This window comes from Leclercia sp. CFBP8987 (assembly GCF_034044995.2).
Lineage (GTDB): Bacteria > Pseudomonadota > Gammaproteobacteria > Enterobacterales > Enterobacteriaceae > Enterobacter > Enterobacter tamurae.
Genome location: NZ_CM188255.1, coordinates 2,752,711 through 2,768,044 on the forward strand (window position 1 = coordinate 2,752,711; position 15,334 = coordinate 2,768,044).

12 protein-coding genes and 2 tRNA genes are annotated in these 15,334 nt (G+C 55.6%); 5 read left to right on the top strand and 9 right to left on the bottom strand.

Annotation, left to right across the window (positions count from 1 at the left end; translation table 11 throughout):
* Positions 1 to 102: 102 nt before the first annotated feature.
* The 3 genes from galU to rssA form a co-directional block, all read right to left on the bottom strand.
* Entirely contained in the window at positions 103 to 1,011 is a 909-nt protein-coding gene (galU, locus tag SOM40_RS13190) for a UTP--glucose-1-phosphate uridylyltransferase GalU (protein WP_106993188.1), read from the bottom strand.
* A gap of 201 nt (positions 1,012 to 1,212) precedes the next feature.
* On the bottom strand, positions 1,213 to 2,226 hold the full coding sequence (rssB, locus tag SOM40_RS13195; protein WP_106993189.1) for a two-component system response regulator RssB: 1,014 nt from the start codon (positions 2,224 to 2,226) through the stop codon (positions 1,213 to 1,215).
* Positions 2,227 to 2,318: 92 nt separating this feature from the next.
* The gene (gene rssA / locus SOM40_RS13200) at positions 2,319 to 3,221 is read right to left on the bottom strand and encodes a patatin-like phospholipase RssA (RefSeq protein ID WP_166182707.1); all 903 of its coding nucleotides are present in this window, start codon (positions 3,219 to 3,221) and stop codon (positions 2,319 to 2,321) included.
* A 118-nt stretch (positions 3,222 to 3,339) separates the two neighbouring features.
* Here rssA and SOM40_RS13205 point away from each other — a divergent pair, with 118 nt between their 5' ends.
* The 4 genes from SOM40_RS13205 (at position 3,340) to SOM40_RS13220 (ending at position 5,048) form a co-directional block, all read left to right on the top strand.
* Positions 3,340 to 3,798: a YchJ family protein gene (locus tag SOM40_RS13205; RefSeq protein WP_166182708.1), complete on the top strand. Its 459-nt coding sequence runs from the start codon at positions 3,340 to 3,342 to the stop codon at positions 3,796 to 3,798.
* Between the two features lie 46 nt (positions 3,799 to 3,844).
* Positions 3,845 to 4,687 (top strand): formyltetrahydrofolate deformylase, encoded by an 843-nt coding sequence (gene purU / locus SOM40_RS13210; protein ID WP_032611289.1) that lies wholly within the window; start codon positions 3,845 to 3,847, stop codon positions 4,685 to 4,687.
* Positions 4,688 to 4,843: 156 nt separating this feature from the next.
* Positions 4,844 to 4,928 (top strand) — tRNA-Tyr (locus tag SOM40_RS13215).
* Between the two features lie 35 nt (positions 4,929 to 4,963).
* Positions 4,964 to 5,048 (top strand) — tRNA-Tyr (locus tag SOM40_RS13220).
* Positions 5,049 to 5,191: 143 nt separating this feature from the next.
* Here SOM40_RS13220 and SOM40_RS13225 read toward each other — a convergent pair.
* Positions 5,192 to 5,635, bottom strand: a complete 444-nt coding sequence (locus tag SOM40_RS13225; RefSeq protein WP_261643886.1) for an Lrp/AsnC family transcriptional regulator — start codon at positions 5,633 to 5,635, stop codon at positions 5,192 to 5,194.
* Positions 5,636 to 5,742: 107 nt separating this feature from the next.
* On the opposite strand from SOM40_RS13225, the gene SOM40_RS13230 reads away from it, so the two are divergent.
* The gene (locus SOM40_RS13230; RefSeq protein WP_320530109.1) at positions 5,743 to 6,639 is read left to right on the top strand and encodes a DMT family transporter; all 897 of its coding nucleotides are present in this window, start codon (positions 5,743 to 5,745) and stop codon (positions 6,637 to 6,639) included.
* On the opposite strand, the gene narI is transcribed toward SOM40_RS13230, so the two are convergent.
* The 5 genes from narI to SOM40_RS13255 form a co-directional block, all read right to left on the bottom strand.
* Positions 6,636 to 7,313, bottom strand: a complete 678-nt coding sequence (gene narI, locus SOM40_RS13235; protein WP_106993195.1) for a respiratory nitrate reductase subunit gamma — start codon at positions 7,311 to 7,313, stop codon at positions 6,636 to 6,638. The genes SOM40_RS13230 and narI overlap by 4 nt on opposite strands.
* Entirely contained in the window at positions 7,313 to 8,023 is a 711-nt protein-coding gene (gene narJ, locus SOM40_RS13240) for a nitrate reductase molybdenum cofactor assembly chaperone (protein ID WP_166182711.1), read from the bottom strand. The genes narI and narJ overlap by 1 nt, the downstream gene beginning before the upstream one ends.
* Positions 8,020 to 9,555, bottom strand: a complete 1,536-nt coding sequence (gene narH / locus SOM40_RS13245; RefSeq protein WP_320530110.1) for a nitrate reductase subunit beta — start codon at positions 9,553 to 9,555, stop codon at positions 8,020 to 8,022. The genes narJ and narH overlap by 4 nt, the downstream gene beginning before the upstream one ends.
* Entirely contained in the window at positions 9,552 to 13,295 is a 3,744-nt protein-coding gene (locus SOM40_RS13250; protein WP_320530111.1) for a nitrate reductase subunit alpha, read from the bottom strand. Before SOM40_RS13250 ends, narH begins: the two co-directional genes overlap by 4 nt.
* A 382-nt stretch (positions 13,296 to 13,677) precedes the next feature.
* The gene (locus SOM40_RS13255) at positions 13,678 to 15,072 is read right to left on the bottom strand and encodes a NarK family nitrate/nitrite MFS transporter (RefSeq protein WP_106993199.1); all 1,395 of its coding nucleotides are present in this window, start codon (positions 15,070 to 15,072) and stop codon (positions 13,678 to 13,680) included.
* Positions 15,073 to 15,334: the final 262 nt, after the last annotated feature.

Genomic DNA, 15,334 nt, shown 5'->3' on the forward strand with positions numbered 1-15,334 from the left:
ATGCTATTCACCTGCTCCCGAGCGGCCAGGCTGAAAAGACGCATAAAAAAACCGGTGATAGCCATGCTGTCACCGGTTTTTGCTTAACGCATTAGCGTCTGGTTAGTTTTTAATGCCCAGCGTCTCTTTCAGCCAGCCTTTAAATTCTTCACCCAGGGTCTGGTGGCGAACACCATATTCAACGAAGGCCTGCATGTAACCGAGTTTATTACCGCAGTCGTGGCTCTTACCTTTCATATGGTAGGCTTCAACGGTCTCTTTCTCGATCAGCATGTCGATGCCATCGGTCAGCTGGATTTCATCCCCGGCGCCTGGAGGCGTTTTCGCCAGCAGCGGCCAAATCTCTGCACTCAGGACATAACGCCCTACCACAGCCAGATTAGACGGCGCTACGTCGGCTTTTGGCTTCTCAACCACGCCCACCATTGGCACGCTGTCGCCCGGGTTCATTTCAACGCCTTTGCAGTCGACAACACCGTAAGCGGTCACGTCTTCAACCGGTTCAACCATGATCTGGCTGCTGCCCGTTTCGTCGAAACGTTTAATCATTTCTGCCAGGTTATCCTGAGACAGATCGGATTCAAACTCGTCGAGAATAACGTCCGGCAAAATAACCGCCACTGGCTCGTTACCCACAACCGGATGAGCACACAGCACTGCATGACCCAGACCTTTTGCCAGACCCTGACGGACCTGCATAATAGTCACGTGCGGCGGGCAAATAGACTGCACTTCCTGTAAAAGCTGACGCTTAACGCGTTTTTCCAGCATGGCTTCAAGTTCAAAACTGGTATCGAAATGGTTTTCGATAGAGTTTTTGGATGAATGTGTTACCAGCACAATTTCAGTAATGCCGGCGGCAATACATTCGTTGACCACATACTGGATTAATGGCTTATCAACGAGTGGCAGCATCTCTTTTGGAATTGCCTTCGTTGCTGGCAGCATCCTGGTTCCCAACCCGGCAACCGGGATAACGGCCTTTGTCACTTTCGAATTTACGGCAGCCATTGAAACTCTCCTGAACTGTTCATGTTTTGAACTTTAGTCTGCATTAATAACGCGTTCAGTATATCAGCCAGAGGATGAGGTCCGGGTCTGAAAAGGACGCGCTACCGCTTAATTAGGATAAATACGAATGAAAACTTGTCCCGATAGTAGCATTGCCGGTGAAACGACGGTAAAGCTATCTACCGTTTAAATTCCAACTGATTATTCCGTGGACAACATTAAGCGCAACCGTCCTCCCGTACCCCAAATTTGGCATTGCCATGAAGTACAGCGGTGGCTTATTTGATTAAGATAGGTGTTGCCTAACGTTCCTAACGGAACACCGTTGCTGACCTGAATATGATGTTCGCCAGTATTAAGCGTGGCATTAAGTCCGGCCGAGACCAGAATCAAATTTTTCAGGCCGCTGTGGTAATAACCAACCAGTAACGGGAATTGCCCGGGCAAACTTGCCTGACGCAGCAGCTGATTTACCTGTTTAAGTAAACTCCCTAACTCTGGCAACCGTTGTCCCTGATGCGAGAGTTGTTCCTGAAGTAAACCATTGAACAGGGCGCGTAATAATAACGCCGCCAGCACGCCATTATCCCCCGCCCGGGTAACGTCCAGACAATAAAACGCCAGATCGTTATCGGATAACGGAGCGATATCCAGCACCAGGCCATGTTGATCGGCAGCCATCAACTGACGGTAATTCACTTTGCATCCGGAGATGTTCTGTTGCACTGGCGGCTGCAGTTCCTGTAAAAGCTTTGCCGCCGCAGTAGGGTTATTAACCAGCGCATCCCAGTCCTGAAAAAGTCGCTCTTCCTCTTCTACCCGCGAATTAAACATATTGGGATAGAGGCATGCGAGGACGGTTTCACGCAGGCGATTAAGATCTTTCACCGGCTTGAGCAGGACATCCTGCACGCCCAGACGCAACGCTTTCGCGATATCAGCCATATTCTCGGTCGCAGAAATGACGAGGATAGGGATCTGATCCCCTGCGTTACGTAAATGCTCCACCAGCTTCAGACCGTTCATCCGCGGCATGGCGATATCACAAATCATCAGATCGGGCTTTAGTCCCGCCATTTTTTCAAGGGCGTCGACACCATCCCCTGCGAGTGCTGTTGTTGCTCCCAGTGATGAAAGCCACGAATCCAGTAGTGAGCGGAAAACAGGCTCGTCTTCAACTATAAGAATTTGTTTCCCGGCTAATGGCTGTGTCATGGTCTCTCCCGGCGCTGACAATAGATCAATAGTGGCATGCTATCGGTACTATCGCCTGTCAGATTTTGCTGAAGTAATCAAAAAAAGCGTGCTCAGGCAGAAGCCCGCACCAAAGGTAATAATTCATCCATTTTCTTTTCGACGGCCTGCGCGCCAGCGGTGATTGCCGCCTCTGCGCGATGGAAATCGAGCGTTGAGATTTGTGGACAAAAAGGTTGAATCAATATATCCGGCGGGTCACCCGCCATTCGATTGCGTTTCAGGCGATTTTCCAGCACCTGAATCGAGGTGGTCATAATTTCCATAGCGGTCGGCGCAGCGACCCGTTTACGCGTCGCCACACGGCTAAGACGTCCGCGCAGCTTTTCATGCCACGCTAGATCGTCAAGTGCGCCGTCATCCGTTTGGGTATTCACCGGCATCAGGTCCTGCTGCATCAGATGCGCATCATGCTGGAGATCGACCGCAATCACGATATCGGCCCCCATCGCGCGGGTCAGAGAAATGGGCACAGGATTGACAACACCGCCGTCCACCAGCCAGTAGCCGTTGTGCGGAACCGGCGCCATCAGGCCCGGCATACTGCAGGAGGCGCGTACGGCAAGATGAATATCGCCTTCGGTGAACCAGATTTCCCGGCCGGTGCTGAGGTTGGTCGCGACCGCACCGAAAGGCATCTGGCAGCTGGAGAATTCGGTCAGAGGCATCACCTGGCGAAAACGGTTGAAGACGCGCTCACCGCGTAACAACCCGCCACGTTGCCAGGAGAGATCCATCAGGCGCAGGACGTCCCAGTAGCTAAATGATCGTACCCAGGTTTCCAGCTCGGGAAGTTTGCCACACGAATAGGCGGCCCCCACCAGAGAACCTATTGAACAGCCTGCGACGATATCTATTTCGATACCTAAACGTTGTAAGGCATTGATCACACCAATATGCGACCAGCCCCGGGCTGCTCCCGAGCCCAACGCCAGTCCGATTTTAACTTTTCTCATTAGCCCTGTTTAACGTCCCCTGGATTCCTGGCATAGCGTCATTGCAACCGCTCGGTTAACATAGTGCCACCCTGGCGTTATGCGCCATTTATTCATTTATTGTTTCAGGAAGAGAATCGTGTCTCAACTCTGTCCCTGCGGTAGCGCTCACGAGTATAGCCTATGTTGCCAGCGATATCTTACTGGTGAACAGGTTGCACCGGACCCGGCCTCACTTATGCGGTCCCGTTATACCGCTTTTGTGATGCGGGACGCAGACTACCTGGTTAAGACCTGGCACCCGTCATGTCATGCTGCTGATTTTCGTCAGGAGATCGAATCCGGTTTTGCGAATACGCAATGGTCCGGGTTGACCCAGTATGAAACGGCGTCAGGCAAAGACGAGAACGAGGGGTTCGTCAGTTTTGTTGCCCGCTTTACCGAGCACGGGAAAGCCGGTGCCATCATCGAACGCTCGCGTTTCTTAAAGGAGGGCGGACGGTGGTACTATATTGATGGTACGCGTCCGCAGTTCGGTCGTAATGACCCCTGCCCCTGTGGTTCAGGTAAAAAATTTAAAAAGTGTTGCGGGCAATAAGGCCTGACGATACCGTTTCAGCAAACACGCAAAGGATTTTCCGGCAATGCAATCAACACAACGCAAAGTGCTGCGCACCATTTGTCCCGACCAGAAAGGGCTGATCGCCCGTATTACCAACATTTGCTATAAGCATGAACTGAACATCGTGCAGAACAACGAGTTTGTTGATCACCGTACCGGCCGCTTCTTTATGCGTACCGAGCTGGAAGGGATTTTCAACGACGCGACGCTGCTGGCCGATCTGGACGGCGCGCTGCCGGAAGGTTCCGTGCGCGAGCTGACGCCAGCCGGTCGTCGCCGGGTAGTTATCCTCGTCACCAAAGAGGCGCACTGCCTGGGCGATCTGCTGATGAAAGCTAACTACGGCGGTCTGGATGTGGAGATCGCCGCGGTCATCGGCAATCATGAAACGCTGCGCACTCTGGTCGAGCGCTTTGATATTCCGTTTGAGCTGGTGAGCCATGAAGGCCACACCCGCGAAGAGCATGACAATTTAATGGCCCAGGCCATCGAAGCGCACAACCCGGATTACGTGGTGCTGGCGAAATACATGCGCGTATTGACGCCATCCTTCGTTGCGCGGTTCCCGAATAAGATCATCAATATTCACCACTCGTTCCTGCCAGCCTTTATCGGCGCGCGTCCTTATCACCAGGCGTACGAGCGCGGGGTTAAGATCATCGGCGCAACGGCGCACTATGTGAATGATAATCTGGATGAAGGCCCAATTATCATGCAGGACGTGATTCATGTTGATCACACCTACACGGCGGAAGATATGATGCGTGCCGGACGCGACGTCGAAAAAAATGTCTTAAGCCGGGCGCTGTATCAGGTGCTGGCGCAGCGCGTGTTTGTCTACGGTAACAGAACGATTATTCTTTAATCCTTTATAAAATGAATCGATTAGCTTTGCGTCTTTATGCGTAAAAATCAGGCAAACGATTCAATTTAGCAAAGGAAGTCTTTACAGGGGCGCGTCATTTGATATGATGCGCCCCGCTTCCCACAAGGAAGCAGGCCAGTAAAAGCATTACCCCGTGGTGGGGTTCCCGAGCGGCCAAAGGGAGCAGACTGTAAATCTGCCGTCATCGACTTCGAAGGTTCGAATCCTTCCCCCACCACCATCTTCAAGCTTTACCTCAAAATCTGAATTACCCCTGGTGGGGTTCCCGAGCGGCCAAAGGGAGCAGACTGTAAATCTGCCGTCATCGACTTCGAAGGTTCGAATCCTTCCCCCACCACCATCACTTCTCTAAAAAAACAATTCAAAATAAATATCTATTCTTCGGATCCCGCGCACCTGTTCTCCCCGGTGGCGCTGCGCTTACCGGGGCTACAAAACCAAATCGTAGGCCGGGTAAGGCGCAGCCGCCACCCGGCAAAATCCCTACAACGGTGGCAATCGACGCGTCACCGGTGAACTCTTCACAATCGACGTATTGCACTGGGCATGCTCTGCCAGCCCATCCAGAAGCGTATCCAGTTGCTCTATCGAGCGCACCACCAGCCTGATAACAAAACAGTCCTCACCGGTTACTTTGTCGCTTTCAATGCACTCCGGCATCGCCTGGATATATTTATCCACCTTATGCAATAACCCCGGCAGCGGGCGCACGCGTACCAACGCCTGTAGGGTATAGCCTAACGCTGCCAGATTCACCCTGGCGCCATACCCCTGAACCACGCCCCGCTCTTCCAGCCTTTTCAACCGCTCTGCGGTGCTGGGTGATGTCAGCCCCACCCGGCCGCTCAGCACCTTCAGCGACATGCGCGCATCCTCCACCAGACAGGCCAGGATCTGGCGGTCGATCTCATCGATAAGGTAATCCATAGCATTCACCTAATTTATAAAACCAACTAACGTTTTTTACCTTAGATCGGCGCTGTTAAACCGGACAAGCTTTTATCACAATAAGGGCATTAATCAGGAGGTGTGCGATGCGTGAAATCCAACAGGGCGTCTGGCAAATGAGCCTGGCGATGCTGATATCCGGCTCCATTGGAGCCTTTGTTTTGCTCTCCGGTTTGCCGGTAACAGAGGTGGTGTTCTGGCGCTGTCTGATCGGCGCGATTGCGCTGTTTCTCTTTATTCGTTTCAGTAAACAGCCTTTCAGCCCGTTAACCAAAGTCACGTTGGGCCTCGCCGTTCTTGGCGGCGTCGCGCTGGTGGTGAACTGGCTGCTGCTGTTCGCCGCCTTTGAGCGTATCTCTATCGGCCTGTCGACGGTGGTCTATAACACTCAGCCCTTTATGCTGGTGCTGATGGGGATGTTGCTGGGTGAACGGGTAAGCCTGGTGAAATGGGGCTGGCTGTTCCTCGCCTTTGGCGGCGTGGTGATTCTGCTCTCCAGCGAACTGACGGGCGGGCATGAGGCGGGATGGCTGGCGGGTATCGGCCTCGCGCTGGGTGCGGCTTTCTTTTATGCCCTCACCGCTATCATCACCCGCAAATTAAAGACCATTGCACCGCAGCATATCGCCTTTATTCAGGTTCTGACCGGCGTGGTGATGCTCCTGCCGCTGGCGCATATGCCCGCTTTATCAGGTGAGTTCCCGTGGGGGATTTTATTGACGCTGGGCATCGTCCACACCGGGATCATGTATCAGCTGCTCTACAGCGCCATCCAGAAGCTGCCAACTCCCATCATCGGCTCACTGTCGTTTATCTACCCGGTGGTGGCGCTGATTGTCGATAACCTGGTGTTTGGCCACTCGCTGAATCTCACCCAACTGGCCGGCGGGGCGCTGATTCTGTTGGCCGCAGCGGGCAACAACCTCGGCTGGGGCGAAAAAAAACCCCACCAGAGCGGGGTTTCGATTAAAACAGCGGATTAACGACGAGCTCGCACAATCTGATACCGGCGCGTCAGGTACTCCACCGGCGCGCTCCAGATATGCACCAGACGGGAGAACGGGAACAGCAGGAACAGGGTCATACCCAGCACCAGGTGCACGCGGAACACAAAAGCCACACCGTCGAGATGCTCAGACGCCCCGCCGTGGAAGGTCACCACCGACTGCGCCCAACCCACCAGCTTCAGCATTTCGCTGCCGTCCATGTGTTGTGCAGAGAACGGAATGGTCAGCAGACCCAGCGCACACTGCACCATCAGCAGGGAGAGGATCAGAATATCCGCTCCGGTGGTGGTGGCCCGCACGCGAGGGCTGAACAGACGACGTTTCAGCAGCATCAGGCCGCCCACCAGGGTCATCACGCCGCAGGCGCCCCCGGCAATCATCGCCATCTTCTGCTTCACGTCCATCGGCAGGAAGGATTCATACATCCAGTGCGGGGTCAGCATCCCGAGGAAGTGACCGGCAAAGATACCCAGAATCCCGATGTGGAACAGATTCGAGGCCATGTTCATCCCTTTGCGATCCAGCATCTGGCTGGAGGCGGCGCGCCAGGTGTACTGACCGTAGTCGTAACGCAGCCAGCTACCAATCAGAAAGACCGAACCCGCAATGTACGGATAGATATCGAAGAAGAACATATTCAGGAAGTGCATTATTGCTGTCCTCCGGTAGAGATATTTAAATATTGCGGGGCAACGGCACCGGCAAAACGACGCTGGTGAGCAGAGATTTCCGACTCGCCGCAGCTCTGGTCAGCAAAGAACTTCACCTGCTCCTCTTCCCAGACCGCATCCAGCGCCTGGGGGGTGTCATCCCGGGCTTCATCCGCGATTTTCTCCGCCACTTTTTCACTGTCGACCGAAGCGTTGGCCAGCTTCACCAGCAGATCGAACAGCACTGCATAGCGGCTTTCACGCTGCTGCAGACGTGCGCCCAGCAACGCCAGGATCGGCGCGATATCCTGCAAACCGCCCAGCGCCTCTTCTTTTGGCAGCTGCGCCAGATATTCCAGATACAGCGGGAGGTGATCCGGCAGCTCGCGGCTGTCGAGATGCAAACCGTGCTGCTCGTACTGGGCCATCAGATCGACCATCGCCTGACCGCGATCGCGGGATTCACCGTGAACGTGTTCAAACAGCAGCAGCGAGGTGGCGCGGCCGCGATCAAACAGCTGGCTGTAGTCAGACTGGGCATCCAGAAGATCGCGCGCCAGCAGGTCGCGGAGGAAAACGCCCAGTGTCTGGGCATCCTCTTTATCCAGGTTTTCCGATGACGCGAGTGCATCAAAGAGTTCCTGTTGATGCTGCGCAAGGGCAGCATCCGGGTACTCGAGCAGACGCGAAACAATGACGAGTTCAATCATTGGTGCGGCTCCGTTTTGCTGGTCACATCCATCGCATCGATGCGGCGGCTGTTGAACAGGTTGAATTTATTGTCTGAACCGTGGCAACCGTCGCCGAAAGTAAAGCCACACCCGCTTTTCTCCGGGAAAGCTTCACGAGCCAGCTCACGGTGGCTACTCGGCACCACGAAACGATCTTCGTAGTTAGCAATCGCCAGGTAGCGGTACATCTCCTGGGCCTGCGCTTCGCTTAAACCCACCTCTTCCAGCGCGCGGGTATCGATGACGCCGTCAACAGTTTCCGCACGTTTGAAGTGGCGCATCGCCAGCATACGTTTCAGGGCCAGCAGCACCGGATGGGTGTCACCCGCAGTCAGCAGGTTCGCCAGATACTGCACCGGGATACGCAGGCTTTCGACATCCGGCAGGATGCCGTTGCTGCCCAGTTCGCCCGCGTCCGCCGCAGACTGAATCGGCGACAGCGGTGGCACGTACCAGACCATCGGCAATGTGCGGTATTCCGGATGCAGCGGCAGGGCCAGCTTCCAGTCCATCGCCATTTTGTAGACCGGCGACTGCTGCGCTGCGTCGATCACGCTCTGCGGAATGCCGTCGGCCAGCGCCTGAGCGATTACCTTCGGATCGTTCGGATCGAGGAACACATCCAGCTGACGCTGATAGAGATCTTTCTCATGCTCGGTGCTTGCCGCGTTCTCAATCGCATCTGCGTCATACAGCAGCACGCCGAGGTAGCGGATACGGCCTACGCAGCTCTCGGAGCAGACGGTTGGCATCCCGGCTTCGATACGCGGGTAGCAGAAGATGCACTTCTCGGACTTACCGCTCTTCCAGTTGAAGTAGATCTTTTTGTACGGGCAGCCGGTGATACACATACGCCAGCCGCGGCACTTGTCCTGGTCGATCAGCACGATGCCGTCTTCTTCACGCTTGTAGATGGCACCGCTCGGGCAGGTGGCGACACAGGCCGGGTTCAGGCAGTGTTCGCACAGGCGCGGCAGATACATCATGAAGGTGTTTTCGAACTGGCCGTACATTGCCTTCTGCATGTTCTCGAAGTTCTGGTCTTTGGCGCGTTTTTCGAACTCGCCGCCCAGAATCTCTTCCCAGTTTGGCCCGCTGGTGATTTTGTCCATGCGCTGACCGGTGATCAGCGAGCGTGGACGGGCGATCGGCTGGTGTTTACCTTCCGGCGCGTTGTGCAGGTTCTGGTAGTCAAAATCAAACGGCTCGTAGTAATCGTCGATGCCCGGCAGATGCGGGTTCGCGAAGATTTTACCCAGCAGCAGCGCGCGGTTACCCATGCGCGGCTGCAGTTTGCCGTTGATTTTACGGATCCAGCCGCCCTTCCACTTTTCCTGGTTTTCCCAGTCGGTCGGGAAGCCGGTGCCCGGCTTGCTTTCAACGTTGTTGAACCAGGCGTACTCCATACCTTCCCGGCTGGTCCAGACATTTTTACAGGTGACTGAGCAGGTATGACAGCCGATGCATTTATCCAGATTCAGCACCATGCCGACTTGTGAACGAATTTTCATTTTACGCTCTCCTGTACCTGGTCATTACCTTCGCCGTCTAACCAGTTAATATTCTTCATCTTACGTACCACCACGAACTCATCGCGGTTCGATCCTACGGTGCCGTAGTAGTTAAAGCCGTAGGCCAGCTGCGCATAGCCGCCGATCATGTGGGTTGGCTTCGGCGTAATACGGGTCACGGAGTTGTGAATACCGCCGCGCTGCTCGGTGATTTCTGAACCCGGCAGGTTCACGATACGTTCCTGCGCGTGGTACATCATGGTCATCCCGGCCGGCACACGCTGGCTCACTACCGCACGCGCCGTCAGGGCACCGTTGCTGTTGAACACTTCGATCCAGTCGTTATCTTCGATACCCAGATCTTTGGCGTCCGCTTCACTCATCCAGACAATCGGGCCACCGCGCGACAAGGTCAGCATCAGCAGGTTGTCGCTGTAGGTGGAGTGGATACCCCACTTCTGGTGCGGCGTCAGGAAGTTCAGCGCCTTCTCCGGGTTACCGTTGGATTTCTTGCCCATAACGGCTTTCACAGAACGGGTGTCGATTGGCGGACGGTACACCAGCAGGCTCTCACCGAAGTCACGCATCCACTGGTGATCCTGATACAGCGACTGACGGCCGGTCAGGGTGCGCCATGGGATCAGCTCGTGAACGTTGGTATAACCGGCGTTGTAGGAGACGTGCTCATCTTCCAGACCAGACCAGGTCGGGCTGGAGATAATTTTGCGCGGCTGGGCCTGAATATCGCGGAAGCGGATCTTCTCGTCTTCTTTATTCAGCGCCAGATGGGTATGGTCACGACCGGTAAATTCACTCAGCGCAGCCCAGGCCTTCACCGACACCTGGCCGTTGGTTTCCGGGGCCAGGGTCAGGATCATCTCTGCCGCATCAATCGCCGTGTTCAGCATTGGCTGGCCTTTGGCCGGGCCGTCTGCTTTGGTGTAGTTGAGCTTACGCAGCAGATCCATTTCGGTCTGGGTGTTCCAGGCGATGCCTTTCCCGCCGTTACCGATTTTCTCCATCAGCGGGCCGATAGAGGTAAAGCGCTCGTACGTTGCCGGATAATCACGCTCAACCGGAATGATGTGCGGTGCTGTCACGCCCGGGATCAGGTCGCATTCGCCTTTTTTCCAGTCCTTCACGTCCAGCGGCTGCGCCAGTTCGGCGGCGGAGTCGTGCTGGATTGGCAGTGTGACCACGTCGGTCTCTTTGCCCAGATGGCCCACGCAGACTTCGGAGAATTTCTTCGCGATGTCTTTGTAGATATCCCAGTCGCTCTTCGATTCCCAGGCCGGGTCAACGGCAGCAGACAGCGGATGAATAAACGGATGCATATCCGAGGTATTCATGTCGTCTTTTTCATACCAGGTGGCGGTTGGCAGCACGATGTCGGAGTAGAGGCAGGTGCTGGAGAGACGGAAGTCCAGAGTCACCACCAGATCCAGTTTGCCGTCGAGACCGTTGTCTTTCCACTCCACCTCTTCAGGCATCACGCCGCCCTGCTTGCCGAGATCTTTACCCTGGATACCGTTTTCGGTCCCGAGCAGGTATTTCAACATGTACTCGTGACCTTTACCGGACGAGCCCAGCAGGTTGGAGCGCCAGATGAACAGGTTACGCGGGTGGTTTTTACCGTTCTCAGGCTGTTCAGCCGCAAAGCGAATCGAGCCCTCTTTCAGGGATTTGACGGTGTAATCCACCGGGGTCATCCCGGCTTTCTTCGCCTCTTCCGCAATGTGCAGCGGGTTGGTTCCCAGCTGAGGTGCGGACGGCAGCCAGCCCATGCGTTCTGCACGCACGTTGAAATCGATCAGGTGGCCGCTGTAGCGGGATTTATCCGCCATCGGGGAGAGCAGCTCCTGGGCAGTCACCGTCTCGTAGCGCCACTGGCTGGAGTGGTTATAGAAGTACGAAGTGCTGTTCATGTGACGTGCCGGACGCTGCCAGTCAAGGGCAAACGCCAGCGGCTGCCAACCGGTCTGCGGACGCAGTTTTTCCTGGCCGACATAGTGGGCCCAGCCGCCGCCGCTCTGACCGACGCAGCCGCAGAAGATCAGCATGTTGATCAGGCCACGATAGTTCATATCGAGGTGATACCAGTGGTTGAGACCGGCACCGACGATGATCATTGACCGACCGTGGGTCTTGTCTGCGTTATCAGCAAATTCACGCGCGGTACGGATGATGTGCGCCCGCGGAACACCGGTGATCTGCTCTGCCCAGGCCGGAGTGTAAGCTTTGACGTCGTCGTAGCTGGTAGCGCAGTTTTCATCGTTCAGACCACGCTCCAGGCCGTAGTTGGCCAGGGTCAGGTCGTAAACGGTGGTCACCAGCGCGGTAGAACCATCGGCCAGCTGCAGGCGTTTCACCGGCAGTTTGTGCATCAGGACGTTCTGGAGTTCAACCTTGTTGAAGTGCTCAGACCCTTCGCCGCCGAAGTACGGGAAGCCGACATCAGCGATCTCGTCCTGGCTGCCCAGCATGCTCAGGCGTAGTTCGGTCTCTTCGCCTGAGGTGCCATCACGCTGCTCGAGGTTCCATTTGCCCTTCTCGCCCCAGCGGAAGCCGATAGAGCCGTTCGGAGCAATCATGTCGCCATTGCTGTTGTAAGCAACAGTTTTCCATTCCGGGTTGTTTTCCTGGCCCAGCGCATCCACCAGGTCAGCGGCACGCAGCATACGGCCTGCGGCGTAGTAACCGTCACGCTCTTCCAGCATCACCAGCATCGGCATGTCGGTATATTTGCGCACGTAGTCGGTGAAGTACTGGCTTGGCTTGTCGAGGTGGAACTCACGCAGCATCACGTGGCCCATCGCCAGCGCCATCGCGGCATCGGTACCCTGCTTTGGTGCCAGCCACAGGTCGCACAGCTTAGCGATTTCGGCGTAGTCCGGGGTTACGGCAACGGTTTTGGTGCCTTTGTAACGCACTTCGGTAAAGAAGTGGGCGTCCGGGGTACGGGTCTGTGGAACGTTAGAGCCCCAGGCGATGATGTAGCTGGAGTTGTACCAGTCAGCGGATTCCGGCACGTCGGTCTGCTCACCCCAGGTCTGCGGAGACGCAGGCGGCAGGTCGCAGTACCAGTCATAGAAGCTCAGGCAGGTTCCGCCAATCAGGGAGAGGTAGCGGGCGCCGGACGCATAGGAGACCATCGACATCGCCGGGATCGGCGAGAAGCCTGCAACACGGTCCGGGCCGTAGGTTTTGACGGTATAGACGTTAGAGGCGGCAATCAGCTCATTCACTTCCTGCCAGGAGGAGCGGACAAAGCCGCCGCGACCGCGGGCCTGCTTGAAGCTTTTCGCTTTGTCGGCGTCTTCGATAATGGATGCCCAGGCATCAACAGGATCGCTGTGCTGCACTTTCGCTTCACGCCACATCTTCATCAAGCGCTTACGCATCAGCGGGTATTTCAGACGGTTGGCGCTGTAGAGATACCATGAGTAGCTGGCGCCACGCGGGCAGCCACGCGGTTCGTGGTTCGGCATATCCGGACGGGTACGCGGGTAGTCCGTCTGCTGCATTTCCCAGGTCACCAGACCGTTTTTCACGAAAATCTTCCAGCTGCATGAGCCGGTGCAGTTTACGCCGTGGGTGGAGCGGACAACTTTGTCATGCTGCCAGCGCTGACGGTAACCGTCTTCCCAGTCCCGGTTGGTCTCCAGAACCTGGCCGTGCCCATCGGCAAAAGTCTCACCCTTCTGTTTGAAGTAGCGAAACCGGTCCAAAAATTTGCTCATCGGGTATCTCCTGTATGGAGCCTGTGGCTCTCTAAATCGACATTGCTGATTTGCAGCGAAGGTAACGCTATGAAAGATGGTGGGAATTGATAACGATCAAGAGGAACGGGGGATGTTAAGCGCGGCTAATCCGCGACTACCCCTAAAGCGGTACAAAACCCAACATATCAACCTGCTGTTTTATATGCATATTTTGTATTTATCGTACAAAAGCACACGAGGCAGATACCTGGAGGGGTATTAAGGGGTAGAGCCCCCTGATTAGCGATGGCGATCACAGCGGCTGCGCGGCGGCCGGGGTTATCCCCTTGAGTATGTTGTAACTAATATCAGGGTAAAAAAAGCGCGGCACCAGGCCGCGCAAACGGATAATCAAACTTACTTATTTTTTATTAGAATTTCGTCCATATACCAGCCAGGTGACAAACACGCAGACGATATAGAAAACAAGGAACACTTTCATGGCGCCCGCCGGGGAGCCGGTCAGGTCCAGCGAGATGCCGAATGCTTTAGGGATAAAGAACCCGCCAATGGCACCAATCGCAGAGATGAAGCCCAGCGCGGCGGCAGTGTCGGTAGCCGCTTCACGCATCGCCTGCTGCTCGTCGCCGCCCTGCGCTTTGACGCGGTCCATGGTCAGCTTACGGAAGATCACCGAGATCATCTGGAAGGTCGAGGCGCTACCCAGCCCGGCGGTCAGGAACAGCACCATAAACACCGCGAAGAAGGCGCCAAAGTTGCCGCCCACGCCGTTAACCGGCAGGGTCATAAACAGCAGGCCACAGAAGATTGCCATCAGCACGAAGTTCACCAGCGTCACGCGGGTACCGCCCAGACGGTCGGAGATCATCCCCCCGGTGGAGCGCGCCAGAGCCCCAATGAACGGGCCGAAGAAGGCGTAGTGCAGGATCTGCACGTCCGGGAACTGGGTTTTGGACAGCATCGCAAACCCGGCGGAGAAGCCGATAAAGGAGCCGAAGGTGGCCAGATAGAGCAGCGCCATGATCCACAGATGGGCACGCTTCAGCACCGGGAGCTGTTCGCTCAGGGAGGCTTTCGACGCCGCCAGATCGTTCATGCCGAACCATGCGGCCAGGGTTAATACCACCAGGAAAGGCACCCAGATCCACGCCGCGTTCTGCAGGAACAGGTATGAACCATCAGCCTGCTCAACGCCCGCACCGCCAAAGGCTGCGAAGATAGAAACCGAGATCGCCAGCGGCGCAATCAGCTGCATGACGCTGACGCCCATGTTGCCCAGCCCACCGTTAATCCCCAGCGCGCCACCCTGCTTCTGTTTCGGGAAGAAGAAGCTGATGTTAGCCATGCTGGAGGCAAAGTTAGCGCCCGCAAAGCCACACAGCAGAGAGATAATCACAAAGACGCTGAACGGCGTAGAGGTATCCTGCACCGCAAAGCCCAGCCACACGCACGGAATAATCATGATCCCGGTACTGAACGCGGTCCACCGGCGACCGCCAAATAGCGGCACCATAAAGGCATAAGGCACACGCAGCAACGCACCGGAGAGCGCCGGCAACGCTGTTAACATAAACAGCTGGTCGGTAGTAAACGTAAAGCCCACTTTTGGCAGGTTAACGGCGACGGCGCTGAACAACATCCAGACGCAGAACGCCAGCAGCAAACAAGGAACGGAAATCCACAGATTACGACTGGCTATACGTTGGCCGCGCTGTTGCCAGAACGCCGGATCTTCCGGACGCCACTCCGTAATGACCGGGCCGGAATCCCTTTCGGGGGTAGTTGAGTGACTCATAGACACCTCTGATTCTTAAAAGATGCTACAAAGATCAGGGTTTTAAGCCGACAGGAAGTTGATATAAATCAAGGGCAAGGCAGGCAAATTCCGGCGGAAAAAGTTGATGTACTCCCTGGTGAGTAGCCCATTCCGCTAAAAAAGGTGTGGTTTTTCACTGGACTGCTACTCCCCGCTTACCCCCTCCCCCCATTCATCAGACAAATGGCAATTAATGGGTAATCCTTTTTAGGTATGGGTATACTCCAGGGTATGGCTGAGA